Raw genomic sequence first — 17,275 nt, 5'->3', positions numbered from 1 at the left:
ATGTGCAACGATCGAACATGCTTGGTTTTTGTGCATGGCTGAACTGACCACATTGGCATCGCCACTCGATGTCGGCGGGGTAAAAATCCGCAATCGGGTTTTCCTCGCGCCGATGTCGGGCATCACCGACGAGCCGTTCCGGCAGCGCGCCCACGCGCATGGCGCGGGGCTGGTCGTGTCGGAAATGGTGGCGAGCGGCGAACTGGCCAAGGGCAGGGCGGGCTGCGACCTGCGTATACGTCATTCCGGCCTGCCGGTACATATGGTGCAGCTGGCCGGCCGTGAGGCCGCCCATATGGGCGAGGGCGCGCGAATCGCGGCGGGCGAGGGCGCCGATATCATCGACATCAACATGGGCTGCCCGGCGAAGAAGGTGACCGGCGGCTATGCCGGTTCGGCGCTGATGCGCGACCTCGACCATGCACTGTCCCTGATCGAGGCGGTGGTCGGCGCCGTCTCGCTGCCGGTGACGGTCAAGATGCGGCTGGGCTGGGACGAAAGCGCTCTCAACGCTCCGATGCTGGCGCGGCGCGCCGAACAGGCCGGCGTCAGCATGGTGACCGTGCATGGCCGCACGCGCTGTCAGTTCTACCAGGGCAGGGCCGACTGGCGCGCCATCGCGCGCGTCAAGCAAGCCGTGTCGATTCCCGTGGTGGCGAACGGGGATGTCGGCTCGCCTGAGGAAGCAGCGGCGATCCTCGATCAATCCGGCGCCGACGCGGTGATGATCGGCCGCGCGCATTATGGCGCGCCATGGATCGCCGGCGGTATTGCGACGGCCGCGGGCGGCGCAAAGACACAGGGCATTCCACTGACGCCGCAAGAGTTAACCGATTACGTCGTCTCGCATTACGACGACATGCTCGCGCTCTACGGCGTCGAAAGCGGCCTGCGCCAGGCGCGCAAGCATCTCGGCTGGTATCTTGACCGCCATGCTCCAGGTGTTCGCGCCGAGCAGCGCAAACGTATCCTCACATCGTTCGAACCGGCGGAGATCGTCGCCGAATTGCGCCGCGTATTCACCGACAGCTTGCCGTTGGACAGCCTGCGGAGCGCTGCATGAAGGCCAATGCCCCGCAGCAGGTGGCGGACGCCGCCAACATCGTGCTCAACACCATCCGCCGCCCGGTGATCATGGTCGATCCCGACGGCTTCATCACTTTTGCCAACGCGGATGCCGAGGATTTCTTCCGCTCCAGCGCGACCATGCTTGCCCGCAACACGCTGTCCAAGCTGGTGCCCTTCGGAAGCCCGCTGCTGACGCTGGTCGACCAGGTGCGCGAGCGCCGTGCGCCGGTCAACGAATACCGCGTCGACGTCTCGTCGCCGCGCCTCGGCATCGAGAAGATGGTCGATCTCTATGTCGCTCCTGTGCCGGAGTTTCCGGGTTCCGTCGTCGTGATGTTCCAGGAACGGTCGATGGCCGACAAGATCGACCGCCAGATGACGCATCGCGGTGCTGCGCGCTCCGTCACCGGCCTGGCCGCCATGCTGGCGCACGAGATCAAGAACCCGCTCTCCGGCATCAGGGGCGCGGCCCAGTTGCTCGAACTCTCGGCTTCCGACGAGGACCGGGCGCTCACCCGCCTGATCACGGACGAAACCGACCGCATCGTCTCGCTGGTCGACCGTATGGAAGTGTTTTCCGACGAGCGGCCGATCGAGCGCTATCCCGTCAACATTCACGTCGTTCTCGACCACGTGAAGGCGATCGCTAAGAACGGTTTTGCTAGGCGAATCAAGATCTTGGAGGAATATGATCCATCACTGCCTCCGGTCTTCGCCAACCGTGACCAGCTGATCCAGGTCTTCCTCAACCTGGTCAAGAATGCTGCCGAAGCGATCGGATCGGATCCGCAGGGGGAGATCGTGCTGTCGACGGCTTTCCGTCCGGGCATCCGCGTTTCGGTGCCTGGAACGCAGGACCGCGTCTCGCTACCGCTGGAATTCTGCGTGCATGACAACGGTCCCGGCGTATCGGAAGACATCCTGCCGATCCTGTTTGATCCGTTCATCACCACCAAGCCGAATGGTTCCGGCCTCGGGCTCGCGCTGGTCGCCAAGATCGTCGGCGAGCATGGTGGCATCATCGAATGCGATTCGACCGCGCGGGGCACCACGTTCCGCGTCCTGATGCCGGCCTGGAAGGAGACTTCGCCCGGCTCAGGCGATGAAGCAGAAGGAGACCGCAAATGAGCGTTCGCGGCAATATTCTGGTCGCCGACGACGATGCGGCCATCCGCACCGTGCTCAACCAGGCGCTGTCGCGCGTCGGCCACGAGGTGCGCGTCACCTCGAACGCCTCGACCCTGTGGCGCTGGGTGGCGGCTGGCGAAGGCGATCTCGTCATCACCGATGTGGTGATGCCGGACGAAAACGCCTTCGACATGCTGCCGCGCATCAAGAAGGCGCGGCCCGAGCTGCCGGTCATCGTCATGAGCGCCCAGAACACCTTCATGACCGCCATCCGCGCCTCCGAGACGGGCGCCTACGAATATCTGCCGAAGCCATTCGACCTCACCGAGCTGCTCAACATCGTCAACCGGGCGCTATCCGAGCCGAAGCGGCCGAAGCTCGACGCCCGCGGGGAGGACCAGCCGGAAACGATGCCGCTGGTCGGCCGCTCCGCCGCCATGCAGGACATCTACCGCATGCTGGCGCGCATGATGCAGACCGATCTCACGGTCATGATCAGCGGCGAATCCGGCACCGGCAAGGAGCTGGTGGCGCGCGCGCTGCACGAATATGGCCGACGCCGCGGCGGCCCGTTCGTGGCCATCAACATGGCGGCGATTCCGCGCGACCTCATCGAATCGGAACTGTTCGGCCACGAGAAGGGCGCCTTTACCGGCGCGCAGAACCGTTCCAGCGGCCGCTTCGAGCAGGCCGAGGGCGGCACGCTGTTCCTCGACGAGATCGGCGATATGCCGATGGAAGCGCAGACCCGGCTGCTTCGCGTCCTGCAGCAGGGTGAATACACGACGGTCGGCGGACGCACGCCGATCAAGACCGACGTGCGCATCGTCGCGGCCACCAACAAGGACCTGCGCACGCTGATCAATCAGGGCCTCTTCCGCGAAGACCTGTTCTATCGCCTCAATGTTGTGCCGCTGAGGCTGCCGGCGCTGCGCGAGCGTTCCGAGGACATTCCCGACCTGGTGCGGCACTTCTTCAAGCAGGGCGCCAGCGAGGGCCTGCAGACCAAGCGGATTTCGTCCGGCGGCATCGAGCTCATGAAGCGCTATCCCTGGCCGGGCAATGTGCGCGAGCTGGAAAACCTGGTGCGCCGGCTGGCCGCCCTCTACTCGCAGGACGAGATTTCGTCGGAAATCATCGAGTCTGAGCTCAAGACCGGCGAGAGGCCAGTCGTGCCGGACGGCGGCGCGCTCATTCCCGACGATCTGTCGATCGGCCAGGCGGTCGAGCATTTCCTGCAGCGCTATTTCGCCTCCTTCGCCGGCGAATTACCCCCGTCGGGGCTTTACCAGCGCATTCTCGCCGAGGTCGAATATCCGCTGGTGCTGGCCTCGATGACGGCGACGCGCGGCAACCAGATCAAGGCGGCGGAGCTTTTGGGGCTCAACCGCAACACGCTGCGCAAGAAGATCCGCGAGCTTGGCGTCAACGTATACAAGTCGTCCAGGCAGCCATAGCGCAGCCTCGTGCTTGCAATAATTGGCGAATTGACGGGGGAAAGATTTCGTCCTCGGCCACACTTGTTGCATAATCGCCACAATGCGTTGCATACATCCGACGCAATGACCGACTCTGTACCGCGATATGGCAGCTGAGGCTCCGACCCTGAACCAACCGCTTTTCAGCCAGGCTGGCACACGTGACGGCCGACGGCTGCTGGCGCTGCCCGGCGTGGTGGCCATCGCCGGCGCGGTGATCACGGCGGCAATCTCGTTTGCTATCCTGGTCGGCGCAACGCCGATCGCGCCGACCGCCGACACGACCTGGGCCCTGGTCGCGGCCAATGCCGTCTTCGTTCTGTTCCTGATCGCGCTGATCGCCCGCGAGGTGCGCCGCATCGTCCTGGCGCGGCGCCACGGCAGGGCCGCCTCGCGGCTGCATGTGCGCATCGTCGCGATGTTCGCGCTGGTTGCCGCAATCCCGGCCATCATGGTGGCGATCATCGCGTCGATCACGCTCGACATCGGCCTTGACCGCTGGTTCGAGATCCGCACCAAGACGATCGTCAACTCGTCGTTGTCGATCGCCGACGCCTATGTGCAGGAGAACGCGCGCAACCTGCAGGGCACGACATTGTCGATGGCATACGATCTCGATGCCTCGCGCACGCTCTACGGCCTCGACCGTAGTGGTTTCCTCGATCTGTTGAACAAGGAAGCCGTTGGCCGCGGACTGGCGCACGCCGCCCTGATCAATCCTGACGGCTCGTTCGTCATGAAAGCCAAGACCGACGCCGACTTCGCCATGCCTGAACCGCCGGCGGGCGCCGTCGACACCGCGGCGGCCGGCAAGCCGGTGCTGATCGAGCCGCGCACCCGCAACATCATGGGCGCCATCATCAAGCTGCGCGAGATCGAAGGGCTTTACCTCTATACGATCCGGCTGGTCGATCCCGACGTCATCAAGGCGCGCCAGATCGTCAAGGGCAACACCGATGAATACCGCAATCTGGAGGACAACCGGCGGACCTCGCAGGTCGCCTTTGCATTGCCTTACCTGTCGCTCACGCTGATCATTATCCTGTCGGCGATCTGGACCGGCATCGCCGTTGCCGACCGGATCGTGCGGCCGATCCGTCAGCTGATCGGCGCCGCCGACGAGGTGGCCACCGGCAATCTCGATGTCGCCGTGCCCGTGCGCCAATCCGACGGCGATGTCGCCTCGCTCGGCGAGACCTTCAACAACATGATCCTCGAGCTCAAATCGCAGCGCAACGAGCTCCTTTCGGCCAAGGATCTGATCGACGAGCGCCGGCGCTTCTCGGAGGCGGTGCTGGCCGGCGTCACCGCCGGTGTCATCGGCGTCGACCCCTACGGCATCATCACCATCGTCAATCGCTCGGCCGAAACCATGTTGGCGATTTCGGCAAGTGCGACGCTCGGCCAGAACCTTTCGGCGGTCCTGCCCCTTGTCGGCCGGGTCTTCGAGATCGGACGCCAGTCGGGCAAGCCGGTCTACCGCGAGCAGGTAACCTTCTTCCGCGCCGGCCTGGAGCGCACCTTCAACGTCCAGGTCACCGTCGAGTCCAGCGACGACGGCGAGGAAGAGAAATCCTACGTGGTCACGGTCGACGACATCACCGATCTCGTCCAGGCGCAGCGCTCTTCGGCCTGGGCGGATGTGGCGCGGCGAATCGCGCATGAGATCAAGAACCCGCTGACGCCGATCCAGCTCTCGGCCGAGCGCATCAGGCGCCGCTACGGCAAGGTCATCACCGAGGATCGCGAGGTCTTCGACCAGTGCACCGATACCATCATCCGCCAGGTCGAGGACATCGGCCGCATGGTCGACGAATTCTCGGCCTTCGCCCGCATGCCGAAGCCGGAGATGAAGGCGATCGATCTGCGCGAGTCGCTGCGCGAGGCCTCCTTCCTGGTCGAGGTCAGCCGCCCCGACATCGCCTTCCAGCGCGATTTCGGCAGCGAGCCGTTGAAGGGTACTTTCGACAGCCGCCTGATGGCGCAGGCCTTCGGCAACGTCATCAAGAACGCCGCCGAGGCGATCGATGGACTTGATCCGGCGGATCGTTCGGACGGCACAATCCGGATTCAAGCCGGGCGCCAAGATGGCGCCATACGAATCGACGTTATCGACAACGGCAAGGGGCTGCCGCGCGAGAATCGCCAAAGGCTTCTCGAGCCCTATATGACGACGCGCGAGAAGGGGACCGGGCTCGGCCTCGCTATCGTCAAGAAGATCGTGGAGGACCATGGCGGCCGTCTCGAGTTGCACGACGCGCCAGCGGATTTCCATGGTGGCCGGGGCGCGATGATCTCGATCATCCTGCCGCCGGCGACGGTCGTAGCCGCGCCGCCACGCGGTGAAGGTCGAAACGAACACGAACGAGAAACTGAAAAGGTCGGTAATGGCGTCTGACATTCTCATCGTCGATGACGAGGAAGACATCCGCGAACTTGTCGCCGGTATCCTGAGCGACGAGGGTCATGAAACCCGTACGGCGCATGACGCCGACAGCGCGCTTGCGGCGATCGCCGACCGCGCGCCGCGGCTGATTTTCCTCGACATCTGGCTGCAGGGCTCGCGCCTCGACGGCCTCGCGCTGCTCGACGAAATCAAGACCATGCACCCGAACATGCCGGTCGTGATGATCTCCGGCCATGGCAACATCGAAACGGCGGTGTCCGCGATCCGGCGCGGCGCCTACGACTTCATCGAGAAGCCGTTCAAGGCCGATCGCCTGATCCTGATCGCCGAGCGCGCGCTCGAAACGTCCAAGCTGCGGCGCGAGGTCTCCGACCTCAAGCAGCGCAGCGGCGAGACCTTCGACCTGATCGGCATGTCGTCGGCCATGAGCCAGCTGCGGCAGACAATCGAGCGCGTCGCACCGACCAACAGCCGCGTCATGATCGTCGGCCCGTCCGGCTCCGGCAAGGAGCTGACGGCGCGCGCCATCCACGCCCTGTCGTCGCGCAAGGCCGGCCCGTTCGTGACGCTGAGCGCGGCCACCATCACGCCCGAGCGCATGGAGATCGAGCTGTTCGGCACCGAATCGAACGGTACCGAACGCAAGGTCGGTGCGCTGGAAGAGGCGCATCGCGGCATCCTTTACATCGACGAAGTCGCCGACATGCCGCGCGAGACGCAAAACAAGATCCTGCGCGTGCTGGTCGAGCAGCAGTTCGAGCGGGTAGGCGGCACCAAGCGCGTCAAGGTCGATGTCCGCATCATCTCGTCCACCTCGCAAAACCTCGAGGCGATGATCGCCGACGGCCGCTTCCGCGAGGACCTCTACCACCGCCTGGCGGTGGTTCCGGTCATGGTGCCCGGGCTCGCCGAGCGGCGCGAGGACATTCCCTATCTCGTCGACAATTTCATGAAGCAGATCGCACGCCAGGCCGGCATCAAGCCGCGCCGCATCGGCGACGATGCGCTGGCCGTGCTGCAGGCGCATAACTGGCCGGGCAACGTTCGCCAGCTGCGCAACAATGTCGAGCGGTTGATGATCCTGGCGCGAGGGGAAAATCCCGATGCTCCGATCACCGCCGACCTTCTGCCGTCCGAGATCGGCGACGTGATGCCACGCACGCCCAATCAGTCGGACCAGCACATAATGGCGCTGCCGTTACGCGAGGCGCGCGAGCAATTCGAGAAGGACTATCTGATCGCCCAGATAAACCGCTTCGGCGGCAACATCTCGAAGACCGCCGAGTTCATCGGCATGGAGCGGTCGGCCCTGCATCGCAAGCTGAAGTCGCTGGGAGTCTAGACCGGCTTGGCCCACGCGATTGTTTATTACGGCAAAGGCAGAATCGCCTAAGAAAGCCCGATATTTCCCCGAGGATGCCCATGCCGCGCATTGCCTATGTCAACGGGCGCTATGTCGTCCATTCCCAAGCCAGCGTCCATATCGAGGACCGCGGCTACCAGTTCGCCGACGGCGTCTATGAGGTCTGCGAAGTGGCGCGCGGCCATATCGTCGACATGCCGCGCCATCTTGCCCGGCTCAAGCGCTCGCTGAAGGAACTGTCGATCGCCTGGCCGGTATCGGAAGGCGTCTTGTCGCTGCTGCTGCGCGAGGTGGTCAATCGCAACGGCGTGGTCGACGGCCTTGTCTATGTGCAGGTGACGCGCGGCGTCGCCAGCCGCGAGTTCGTTTTCCCGCCGGCAGGCACGAAATCTTCCCTGGTCATAACCGCCAGGAAAGCCGATCCGGCGGCGAATGCGAAGCGGGTGGAGGCCGGCATCAAGGTCATCACCGTGCCTGAGAATCGCTGGGACCGCGTCGACATCAAGAGCACGGGCCTTTTGCCCAATGTGCTTGCCAAGCAGAAGGCCAAGGAAGCCGGCGCCCAGGAAGCCTGGTTCGTCGACGCCGATGGCAACGTCAAGGAAGGCGGCTCGTCAAACGCCTGGATTGTCACAAGGGACGGCATACTGGTGACCCGGCCGGCCGAGCACGGCATCCTGCGCGGCATCACCCGCACGACGCTTTTCGATGTCGCCGCCAAGCTCGGCCTCAAGATCGAGGAGCGCGGTTTTTCGGTCACTGAGGCCAAGGCTGCCAAGGAGGCGTTCATCAGTTCGGCGACCACAATCGCCATGCCGGTGGTCGAAATCGACGGTGCGCCAATCGCAAATGGCCATCCTGGCTCTATGACACTTTCGTTGCGGCAGGCTTTTTTTGACGTTGCGGAAAAAAGTCCAGCCTGATAACCGCACAACTGGAGTTAACCTCAACTATCTCGTTCTGCTTGCCTTTGTATCGGCAAGAGGGGGTTTGCGCGCTTGACACGTGCCGCGTAATTTGGCGCATTGGCAGCAAACCGAAGGGGATCGGCGAAAGACAAGAAAAATGGCGGAACGATCGCAAAACCTTCAGGACCTGTTCCTGAATTCAGTTCGCAAGAGCAAAAATCCACTTACCATCTTCCTCATCAACGGCGTGAAGCTGACCGGCGTCGTCACTTCGTTCGACAATTTTTGTGTGTTGTTGCGGCGTGACGGGCACTCCCAGCTCGTCTACAAGCACGCCATTTCCACGATCATGCCGAGCCAGCCGGTTCAGATGTTCGATGGCGAGGAAAGCCAGGGCGCCTGATTGGCACGTGATAAGGACGCGGACCGCAGCGTTCGCGGAAAACAAGGACATCAACTCGGGCCGGAAGCCAAGGATCCGACCCGGGCTGTCGTCATTGTGCCGGTGCTTACCCGCCAGCCGCGCGGCGACGAGGAAACCAGCCGTCCGCGTCTGACCCGCTCGGCGGATGCCCGCCATGACGAGGCGGTAGGGCTTGCCAGCGCCATCGACCTCAACCCGGTCCACACCGCGGTGGTGACGGTCGCCGACCCGCGTCCGGCGACGCTGCTCGGCAGCGGCAAGGTGGCCGAGTTCGCCGACATCGTGAAAGAACGCAAGGCGGAACTGGTCATTGTCGACCATCCGCTGACGCCGGTGCAGCAGCGCAATCTCGAAAAGGAACTGAATGCCAAGGTGCTCGACCGCACCGGGCTGATCCTCGAGATCTTCGGCGAGCGGGCGCGCACCAAGGAAGGCACGCTGCAGGTCGAGCTCGCGCATCTCAACTACCAGAAGGGTCGGCTGGTGCGCAGCTGGACCCACCTCGAGCGGCAGCGCGGCGGCGCCGGCTTCCTCGGCGGCCCCGGTGAAACCCAGATCGAATCCGACCGCCGCATCCTGCAGGACAAGATCACCAAGCTGAAGCACGAGCTGGAAACGGTGCGGCGCACGCGCGACCTGCACCGCGCCAAGCGCAAGAAGGTGCCTTTTCCGGTGGTGGCGATCGTGGGCTACACCAATGCCGGCAAGTCGACGCTGTTCAACCGGCTGACCGGGGCAGGGGTGCTGGCCGAGGACATGCTGTTCGCCACGCTCGACCCCACCTTGCGGCGCGTGCGGCTGCCGCACGGCACGCCGATCATCCTGTCGGATACGGTCGGCTTCATCTCCGACCTGCCGACGCATCTGGTGGCCGCCTTCCGGGCGACGCTGGAAGAGGTCGTCGAGGCCGATCTGGTGCTGCATCTGCGCGACATCTCCGATCCGGACACGGCGGCCCAGGCTGAGGATGTCGAACGCATCCTTGCCGATCTCGGCGTCGACGCCGCCGACACGAACCGCGTGATCGAGGTCTGGAACAAGATCGACCTGCTCGACGAGGGCAATCGCGAGCGGCTGCTTGCGGAGGGAGCGAGCGGCAAGTCACCGCCGATCGCCATTTCGGCGGTGACCGGCGAGGGACTGGACACGCTGAAAGCGCTGATCGAGACGCGGGTGTCGGGCGAGCTGGAGACGATGACGGTGACGTTGAGCCCGGCCCAGCTCGGCCAGGTCGACTGGCTGTACCGCAACGGCGACATCGTTTCGCGCACCGACAATGAGGACGGCAGCGTCACTCTCTCGCTCACGGCCACGCATAGCGCCCGGCAGGAGATCGAGAGCCGGCTGCATCGCAAGAACGATAGCTAACCGGCTGATTACTTGGCGCTTTTGGCCTGCTGCCAGAGCGCTTCCATCTCGTCGAGCGTCGCCTTCTCCAGCGAACCGCCCGAAGCCGCCACGGCCTGCTCGACATAGTGGAAGCGGGAGCGGAACTTTTCATTGGTGCCGCTGAGCGCCGCTTCCGAATCGAGCTTGAGATGGCGGCCAAGATTGACGATGGCAAACAACATGTCGCCGAACTCGTCCTTGATCGGCGCGGCATCCCCCGTGGTGAGCGCTTCGCGCAATTCGCCGATTTCCTCCTCGATCTTGTCGAGGATGGGGGCTGCCTCGCTCCAATCGAAGCCGACGCGCGCTGCTTTCTCCTGCAGCTTGAGCGCGCGTGTCAGGGCAGGGAGCGCCACCGGAACGCTGTCGAGAAAACCCTTGCCGTGATCCTCCGGATCGAGCCCGCGCGCGATGCGGGCACTGCGCTTTTCAGCCTTCTCCTCAGCCTTGATCTTCTCCCACATGCCCTTGGCCATGCCGGCGCTGCGCGCCTTCTCATCGCCGAAGACGTGCGGATGGCGGCGGATCATCTTGGTGGTGATGGCCTCGACCACATCGCCGAAAGCGAACTCGCCGATCTCCTCGGCCATCTGCGCGTGGTAGACGACCTGCAGCAATAGGTCGCCCAGTTCCTCGCGCAGGTCGTCGAAATCGCCGCGCGCGATCGCGTCGGCCACTTCATAGGCTTCCTCGATCGTGTAGGGCGCGATGGTCGAAAAGTTCTGCTCGATATCCCACGGGCAGCCGGTCTTCGGCGCGCGCAACGCCGCCATGATCTCGATCAGCCGGGAAATGTCTTTCGAGGGCTTCATGGCCTCAAGCTAGCGCGCGGCCCGCAAGTCGGCCATCCCGGCGGCTCGCCGGCGTGACTTGTCCACAGCTGTCGCGGCCTTCAGTCGAGCACTGAGACAATCGCCTTGGCGAGATCGTCCATGCCGTCCTCCGGCAGGCCGGCGACGTTGATGCGGCTGTCGCCGACCATGTAGACGGCGTGATCGGTGCGCAGGCGCTCCACCTGTGCTTCCGTCAGCCCAAGCCTGGAAAACATGCCGCGATGGCTGGCGACGAAATCGAAGCGATCCGAGTTGGACTGCCGGCGCAATGCTTCGGCAAAAGCGACGCGCAACCTCAGCATCCGCAGCCGCATCTCCTCGAGCTCCGTCTCCCAGTCCTTCCTCAGGCCGGCGTCTTCCAGCACCATGCGCACCGCCGCGGCGCCATGATCCGGCGGCATCGAATAAAGCGCCCGCGCCGCCGCCAGCACCTGGCTCATCGCCACATCGGCCTGCGCGCCGTCTTTGGCCATGATCATCGCAGCACCCACGCGGTCGCGATAGACGGCGAAATTCTTCGAGCAGCTCGAAGCGACAACCATCTCCGGCACCTTGTCGGCCAAGAGCCGCAGACCCGCGGCATCGGCGTCCAGGCCCTCGCCAAATCCCTGATAGGCGATGTCGACGAAAGGCAGCAGGCCGCGCTCCAGGAGAACGTCCGCGACCTTCGCCCACTGCGCGGCGTCGAGATTGGCGCCGGTCGGGTTGTGGCAGCAGCCATGCAGCAGCACGACGTCGCCGCTGTTGGCCGTCCTGAGCGTTGCCAGCATCTCGTCGAAGCGCACAGCGCCGGAGGCGGCATCGAAATAGGGATAGTTGCGAACCTCAAGGCCGGCGGCCCGCATCACGGGCGGATGGTTCGGCCAGGTCGGGTCGGAAAGCCACACCGTCGCGCCGGGACGCGTGCGCTGCAGCAGCTCTGCCACCAGCCTGAGCGCGCCGGATCCGCCCGGCGCCTGAGCCGCGCGTATGCGCGAATGATCGGCCTTTTCGCCGAAGGCGAGCTTGATCATGGCGGCGTTGAAGCCGGTGTCGCCGGCAAGGCCGAGGTAGGTCTTGGTGTCCTGGCTCGCCAGCAGCCTCTTCTCGGCCTCGCGCACGGCGCGCATTACCGGCGTCCTGCCCTCGATGTCCTTGTAGACGCCGACGCCGAGGTCGACTTTGCCCGGACGTGGATCGCTGCGGTAGAGGCCGATCAGGGCAAGGATCTTGTCGGCGGGTGCGGGCTGCAGGGTCTCGAACATCGAAAAGGACTCCAATGGCGGCGGAGTGATACGCAAATAGCCCCCGCCGCGCCAGCGGTTTCCTCAGCGCGCCGGCGATGCATAAAGAAAATGCCGGGCAGGGGGATTAAATCCCCTACAGGCTTCGTAAACAGGGCATGAAACGGTCTATGGCACGCTTCGAAATTGTCGGGCAGTTGGGATCGCTGCGGCGCTATGCGCGCTCGCTGACGCGCGACAGCACCGATGCTGAGGATCTCGTCCATGACGCGCTGGTGCGCGCCTATGAGCGGCGCGCGACCTTTCGCTCCGACGGCAATCTGCGCGCCTGGCTCTTGGCGATCGTGCACAACGTCTTCATCGACCGCATGCGCTCGCGCCGCTCCGAGACGGCGCGCATCGAACAAGCCGGCCTCGTCACCGACCAGAGCGTGCCGGCCTCGCAGGACCATTCCGTGCGCCTGTCGCAGGTCCGGGAAGCGTTTCTTTCGCTCCCCGAGGAACAGCGCTCCGCGCTCCATCTCGTCGCCATCGAGGGGCTTTCCTATCAGCAGGCCGCCGAAGTCATCGGCGTGCCGCTCGGAACCTTGATGTCGCGCATCGGCCGCGCGCGCGCCGCGCTGCGCGAGATGGAGGAGGGCGCGCCGCAGAAAGCCAGGCCGCATCTCAGGATCGTGGGAGACGATCAATGACCGTCATTGTCGACCCCGTAACCGATGCCGATCTCGACGCCTATGTAGACGACCAGCTGGATGTCGCCCGCCGCATCGAGGTCGAGGCGCACCTCGCCGCGCGCCCGGAAGCGGCGGCGCGCGTGATGTCGGACCTGAGGACGCGTGACGAACTGCGCGTCGCGCTTGCCGGCCCCGTCGGCACGGCGCGTCCGGCCACGACCGAAGCGGCGCGGCGGCTGGAAAGAGCCCTTGCCAGGGGGCGGATGCTTATCGTGCTGCAGCGCGCCGCCGCCGCGGCCGTGCTGGTCGCGGCGGGTTGGCTTGCCAACGGCATTTTCGGGCCGATCGCGGTGACCAAGGTGGTCGCCTCGACGCAGCCACCGGCCTATGTCGAGGATGCGGTGAGAGCGCACCGGACGACCTTGATGCGCGAGACGATGCCCTCGCAGCGGGAAGCGCCGGGCTACGATGCCGATGAGATCCGCGCGGCCACCGCAATCGTAATGCCGTCGCTGCCCGACGACTGGAAGATCCGCGACGTCCAGGTCTATCCCTCGCAATTCGGGCCGAGCGTCGAGATGGCGGTCCAGACCAGGGACCTCGGCCTCGTCTCGCTGTTCGCCATCAGGCCGGGCACGTTCGACGTCGTGAAGCCGACGGTCGCGCCCGCCGACGACATCTCAACCGCCTATTTCCAGATCGGCGAGGTCGCCTATGCGGTGGTCGGCCGCGGCGACGCCCGCAGCCTCGACCGTGCCGCCGAAAAACTCGCCAGAACTCTCTACTGAAAACAGACCCTCTACTGAGAACCAAGGAGAACCTGATGAACAGCCCCAATCTGGGATACCGAATGGGCGCCGGCGTCCAGGCCGGAGCCGTCTATGACGAGGGCCTGCGCAAGCACATGCTGCGCGTCTACAACTATATGGGCCTCGGTCTCGTCGTCACAGGCCTCGTCGCCTTCTTCGTGGCCTCGACACCGGCGCTCTACGTGCCGATCTTCTCCAGCCCGCTGAAATGGGTGGTGATGCTGGCGCCGCTCGCCTTCGTCATGCTCTTCTCTTTCAAGATGCAGACCATGTCGGCCGCGAGCGCGCAGACGATGTTCTGGGCCTTCTGCGCCGTCATGGGCCTGTCGCTCGCCTCGGTGTTCCTGGTCTTCACCTCGACCAGCATCGCGCGCACCTTCTTCATCGCCGCCACGATGTTCGGCGCCACCAGCCTCTACGGCTACACGACCAGGCGCGACCTGACGCAGTTCTCGTCCTTCCTGATCATGGGCCTGATCGGCGTGGTGATCGCAAGCCTAGTCAACCTGTTCCTCGGCTCGACCGCGCTGCAATTCGCCATCTCGGTGATCGGCATCGCTGTCTTCGTCGGCCTCACCGCCTGGGACACGCAGACCATCAAGGAGCAGTATGCCGAGAATTTCGATGCCGAATCGCAGCAGAAGCTCGCCGTCTTCGGCGCCTTCTCGCTTTATCTGAACTTCATCAACATCTTCCAGCTGCTCCTGAATTTCACCGGCGAGCGCGAATAGTCCGGGCCGTAGCAGGCAACACTGCTGACCTCGGCGCGGCCGGAGGGAAACCTCCGGCCGTTTTTGTCGACCGCGCCCAAAGCGTCCACGACCAAGGTGGATCTGCCTGCCGAGCTTGAGTTCACGCGCGGCCTTTTGCTAGCCTGCCGGCCCAACCAGCCAACCGCGAGGACGCAATGGAACAGGTGACGCTTAACGCTGAGGGGATCTCGGCGACCATCGTCGGGCAGGGGGCCGAGCTGGTCTCGCTGCGCGATGGCGACGGCACCGAGCTTCTGTGGCAGGCAGGCCCCGCCTGGCGGCGCCACTCGCCGGTCCTGTTCCCGATCGTCGGCCGCCTGAAGGGCGATCAGCTCCGCCATCGCGGCCAAACCTATCCGATGACGCAGCACGGCTTTGCCCGCGACCGGCGCTTTGCCTGGGCGGAGCAGGGGCCGACCTCCTGCACATTGGTGCTGTCGGATAACGCCGAAACGCGGACGCACTACCCCTTCGCCTTTCGCTTGGCCATCGGCTACGAGCTGACGTCCCGGCAGCTTGGCGTGACCTTCGAGATCACCAATACCGGCGACGAGCCGCTGCCGGCCTCGATCGGCGCGCATCCGGCGTTCAACTGGCCGCTGCTGCCGGAACTGCCCAAGGAAGCCTATCGGCTGACCTTCGCCAAGAATGAGCCGGCGCCGGTCCGCCGCCTGAAGGACGGCCTGCTGCTGCCGGCCCCGCAACCGACGCCCATCCAGGGAAAGACGCTGCCGCTGTCCGAAAAACTGTTCGTCGACGACGCCGTCATTCTCGACAAGCCGGTGAGCAACAGCGTGCGCTACGCCGCCGAGCGCGGGCCGGCGATCGAGATGTCATGGCAGGGCTTCAACGAGCTGGGCATCTGGTCCAAGCCCGGCGGCGCGCCTTTCCTGTGCATCGAGCCCTGGCACGGCATCGCCAGTCCCGTCGATTTCGACGGCGAGTTCACCGGCAAGCCTGGCGTCATGCTGATCGAGCCGGGTACCCGGCGCGTCCTGAGCTACCGGATCGGCCTCAGCCGGGAACCGTAGGCAATGGCGTACGCGATCAAGGCCGAGATCGAGGACCCGCAGGCGGAAACCTTCGTCTTCGCCGCCCAGAAAACCATGTATGGCGGCAAGCGCATTGCGGAAGGCGACGTCATCTTCCTGTTCGCCAGCGAGAACGAAGGCGGGCAGGGGCTGATCGCGCGCGGCGTCGTGACCTCATCGGAGGCCACACCCAGGCGTCCCGATCTCGAACGGCAGACGCCGCGGGTCAGTGTCTCAGTCCGCCGTACCGCCCTGGCGACGAAACGGCTGGGCCGCAATGAGCTCAAGCGCTTCAGGGACTGGAAGGACGGCCGGCCCGAGATCGAGCTCAATTTCAAATTCTACCGCCAGGCGACGAACAAGATCGTCGGCATCTCGGACGTGACGGCGGCATTTCTCGAACGGTTCTTCTAGCTCCGGCTTCTTCCGATGCTAGCCCTCCCAGCGTGGCTGCCGCACGATCGCACCTATCGCATTGACGAGAAGCCGCGCCGCGGTCAGCGCCGACAGGCCGTCAATATCGGCGGGTGGGTAGAGTTCAACGAGGTCGAACCCCGCGATCCTGGCCCGCTTGCCGAGGCCCGCGATCAGGTCGGTCGCTTGTGTATAGTTGACGCCGCCGGGCGTGCGCGCCGCCACGCCCGGCATGATCGAGGGATCGAGGCTGTCGCAGTCTAGGGTGACGACGACACGCGCTCCTTCCGGAATGTGCTGCAAAGCAGCTTCGACGCCGTGGGCGTGAACCTCGCGCGCTGTGACGAACCGGCTGCCATAGCGCCGCGCCGCTTCGATTTCCGCGAGACGTGCGCTGCCGACTGCGCAGGCCGACCTGCACCATGCCGGCGACATGGGCCATCTCGCTCGCCCGCCGCATCGGGCTCGAATAGCCGTATCGACCGCCATTCACCTCGTCGCGCCAATCGATGTGGGCGTCGATCTGCAGGATCCAGGTGGGTCCACGGTCGGCAAAGCCCGCAAGGAACGGAATGACGACGGAATCGTCACCGCCAAGCATGATCGGCACGGCCGGCAGGGACAGGATCTCGCGTGTCCTTGCCTCGATCCGGGCCCGGTTGCCATCATTGTCATGCATGATGGTCAAGATGTCGCCGGTGTCGGTGCAGCTGCCCGATCCGCCATTGAACAATGGGCCACCGAGATCGAAATCCCAGTGCTCGACCAGCGGGGCATCGCCCTGGCTGGCGGTGCGGATGGCGTTGGCGGCCTCGGCGTAGCCACTGCTGTCCTTCCCACGATAGGTGCTTCCGTGACCAGCTCCGAAGACCACGGCTCGCGGCACGCGGCTGTCAGGGAGGTAATTGGGAAAGCCGAGAAAGGAAGCGGTCATTTTCCGGATGCTTTCATTGTTATACGCCGCGGGTCGGCGGCAGCCAGGGGCCGGGTAGTTGCTTCAGCCCGGAGTTTTGCGACAATTCCCGTCTCGCGCAACACAGTGGGGCTACAGCGATGAAAAGCGTTCTGATGCTGGCGGTTTGTACTTTGCTCCTTGCCACCTTGTCGCTGGCAACGGCCGGGGAGAAATTACGGGCTTCGGACAAGGCAGCGCTTATCGCAACGCGCGATGCGCGGCGGAAGCGTCCGCCGAAACCGTCAACACCGATCGCCAGAGCAGCATCATGGTCAGCTGCGCGCTCGACGCGACGGCCCGGCAGGCGCTGATCCTCGATGACGAGTTGTCGGATCTGCAGTGATAGGGCTGCGAGGAAGGGCGGTCGGGCTGAGATTGCGGCACGGCGCCATCCGAACATAAGTCGCATAAGATAGATT

At 64.6% G+C, this 17,275-nt stretch carries 16 protein-coding genes and 1 pseudogene; 14 read left to right on the top strand and 3 right to left on the bottom strand.

Annotated elements, in window-relative coordinates; translation table 11 throughout:
* Positions 1–34: 34 nt before the first annotated feature.
* The 8 genes from dusB to hflX all read left to right on the top strand — a co-directional run bounded on the left by dusB (position 35) and on the right by hflX (position 10,144).
* A complete protein-coding gene (dusB, locus tag EJ072_RS31375) occupies positions 35–1,063 on the top strand; it encodes a tRNA dihydrouridine synthase DusB (RefSeq protein ID WP_126082759.1) in 1,029 nt (342 codons plus the stop codon).
* Entirely contained in the window at positions 1,060–2,196 is a 1,137-nt protein-coding gene (locus EJ072_RS31370; protein WP_126082758.1) for a nitrogen regulation protein NR(II), read from the top strand. Before dusB ends, EJ072_RS31370 begins: the two co-directional genes overlap by 4 nt.
* A complete protein-coding gene (gene ntrC, locus EJ072_RS31365) occupies positions 2,193–3,653 on the top strand; it encodes a nitrogen regulation protein NR(I) (RefSeq protein WP_126082757.1) in 1,461 nt (486 codons plus the stop codon). The genes EJ072_RS31370 and ntrC overlap by 4 nt, the downstream gene beginning before the upstream one ends.
* Before the next feature lie 127 nt (positions 3,654–3,780).
* Positions 3,781–6,072, top strand: a complete 2,292-nt coding sequence (locus EJ072_RS31360) for a PAS domain-containing sensor histidine kinase (RefSeq protein WP_126082756.1) — start codon at positions 3,781–3,783, stop codon at positions 6,070–6,072.
* Positions 6,062–7,423 (top strand): sigma-54 dependent transcriptional regulator, encoded by a 1,362-nt coding sequence (locus EJ072_RS31355; protein ID WP_042642304.1) that lies wholly within the window; start codon positions 6,062–6,064, stop codon positions 7,421–7,423. Before EJ072_RS31360 ends, EJ072_RS31355 begins: the two co-directional genes overlap by 11 nt.
* An 80-nt stretch (positions 7,424–7,503) precedes the next feature.
* Entirely contained in the window at positions 7,504–8,367 is an 864-nt protein-coding gene (locus EJ072_RS31350; RefSeq protein ID WP_126082755.1) for a D-amino-acid transaminase, read from the top strand.
* A gap of 142 nt (positions 8,368–8,509) precedes the next feature.
* A complete protein-coding gene (hfq, locus tag EJ072_RS31345) occupies positions 8,510–8,755 on the top strand; it encodes an RNA chaperone Hfq (protein ID WP_006202172.1) in 246 nt (81 codons plus the stop codon).
* A complete protein-coding gene (hflX, locus tag EJ072_RS31340) occupies positions 8,756–10,144 on the top strand; it encodes a GTPase HflX (protein WP_126082754.1) in 1,389 nt (462 codons plus the stop codon).
* Positions 10,145–10,152: 8 nt separating this feature from the next.
* On the opposite strand, the gene mazG is transcribed toward hflX, so the two are convergent.
* Positions 10,153–10,977, bottom strand: coding sequence for a nucleoside triphosphate pyrophosphohydrolase (gene mazG / locus EJ072_RS31335; RefSeq protein WP_126082753.1), 825 nt, complete (start codon positions 10,975–10,977; stop codon positions 10,153–10,155).
* An 80-nt stretch (positions 10,978–11,057) separates the two neighbouring features.
* Positions 11,058–12,242: an amino acid aminotransferase gene (locus EJ072_RS31330; protein WP_126082752.1), complete on the bottom strand. Its 1,185-nt coding sequence runs from the start codon at positions 12,240–12,242 to the stop codon at positions 11,058–11,060.
* A gap of 149 nt (positions 12,243–12,391) precedes the next feature.
* On the opposite strand from EJ072_RS31330, the gene EJ072_RS31325 reads away from it, so the two are divergent.
* The 5 genes from EJ072_RS31325 to EJ072_RS31305 all read left to right on the top strand — a co-directional run bounded on the left by EJ072_RS31325 (position 12,392) and on the right by EJ072_RS31305 (position 15,901).
* Positions 12,392–12,913, top strand: a complete 522-nt coding sequence (locus EJ072_RS31325; protein WP_189343135.1) for a sigma-70 family RNA polymerase sigma factor — start codon at positions 12,392–12,394, stop codon at positions 12,911–12,913.
* Complete coding sequence (locus EJ072_RS31320) at positions 12,910–13,683, top strand: anti-sigma factor (RefSeq protein ID WP_126082750.1); 774 nt, start codon at positions 12,910–12,912, stop codon at positions 13,681–13,683. The genes EJ072_RS31325 and EJ072_RS31320 overlap by 4 nt, the downstream gene beginning before the upstream one ends.
* 35 nt (positions 13,684–13,718) lie before the next feature.
* Entirely contained in the window at positions 13,719–14,435 is a 717-nt protein-coding gene (locus EJ072_RS31315) for a Bax inhibitor-1/YccA family protein (protein WP_126082749.1), read from the top strand.
* A gap of 176 nt (positions 14,436–14,611) precedes the next feature.
* Positions 14,612–15,487: an aldose 1-epimerase family protein gene (locus EJ072_RS31310; RefSeq protein ID WP_126082748.1), complete on the top strand. Its 876-nt coding sequence runs from the start codon at positions 14,612–14,614 to the stop codon at positions 15,485–15,487.
* 3 nt (positions 15,488–15,490) lie between these two features.
* Positions 15,491–15,901, top strand: coding sequence for a hypothetical protein (locus tag EJ072_RS31305; RefSeq protein WP_126082747.1), 411 nt, complete (start codon positions 15,491–15,493; stop codon positions 15,899–15,901).
* A gap of 18 nt (positions 15,902–15,919) precedes the next feature.
* Here the strand turns inward: EJ072_RS31305 and EJ072_RS31300 are convergent.
* Positions 15,920–16,835, bottom strand: a pseudogene (locus EJ072_RS31300) (agmatinase).
* A gap of 58 nt (positions 16,836–16,893) precedes the next feature.
* Here EJ072_RS31300 and EJ072_RS31295 point away from each other — a divergent pair.
* Positions 16,894–17,199 carry a hypothetical protein gene (locus EJ072_RS31295; protein ID WP_126082746.1) on the top strand — a complete coding sequence of 102 codons (306 nt, stop codon included), beginning with the start codon at positions 16,894–16,896 and terminating at the stop codon, positions 17,197–17,199.
* Positions 17,200–17,275: the final 76 nt, after the last annotated feature.

This window comes from Mesorhizobium sp. M2A.F.Ca.ET.046.03.2.1 (assembly GCF_003952425.1).
Classification (GTDB): Bacteria; Pseudomonadota; Alphaproteobacteria; order Rhizobiales; family Rhizobiaceae; genus Mesorhizobium.
This window is presented reverse-complemented; position numbering and strand designations above follow the sequence as displayed.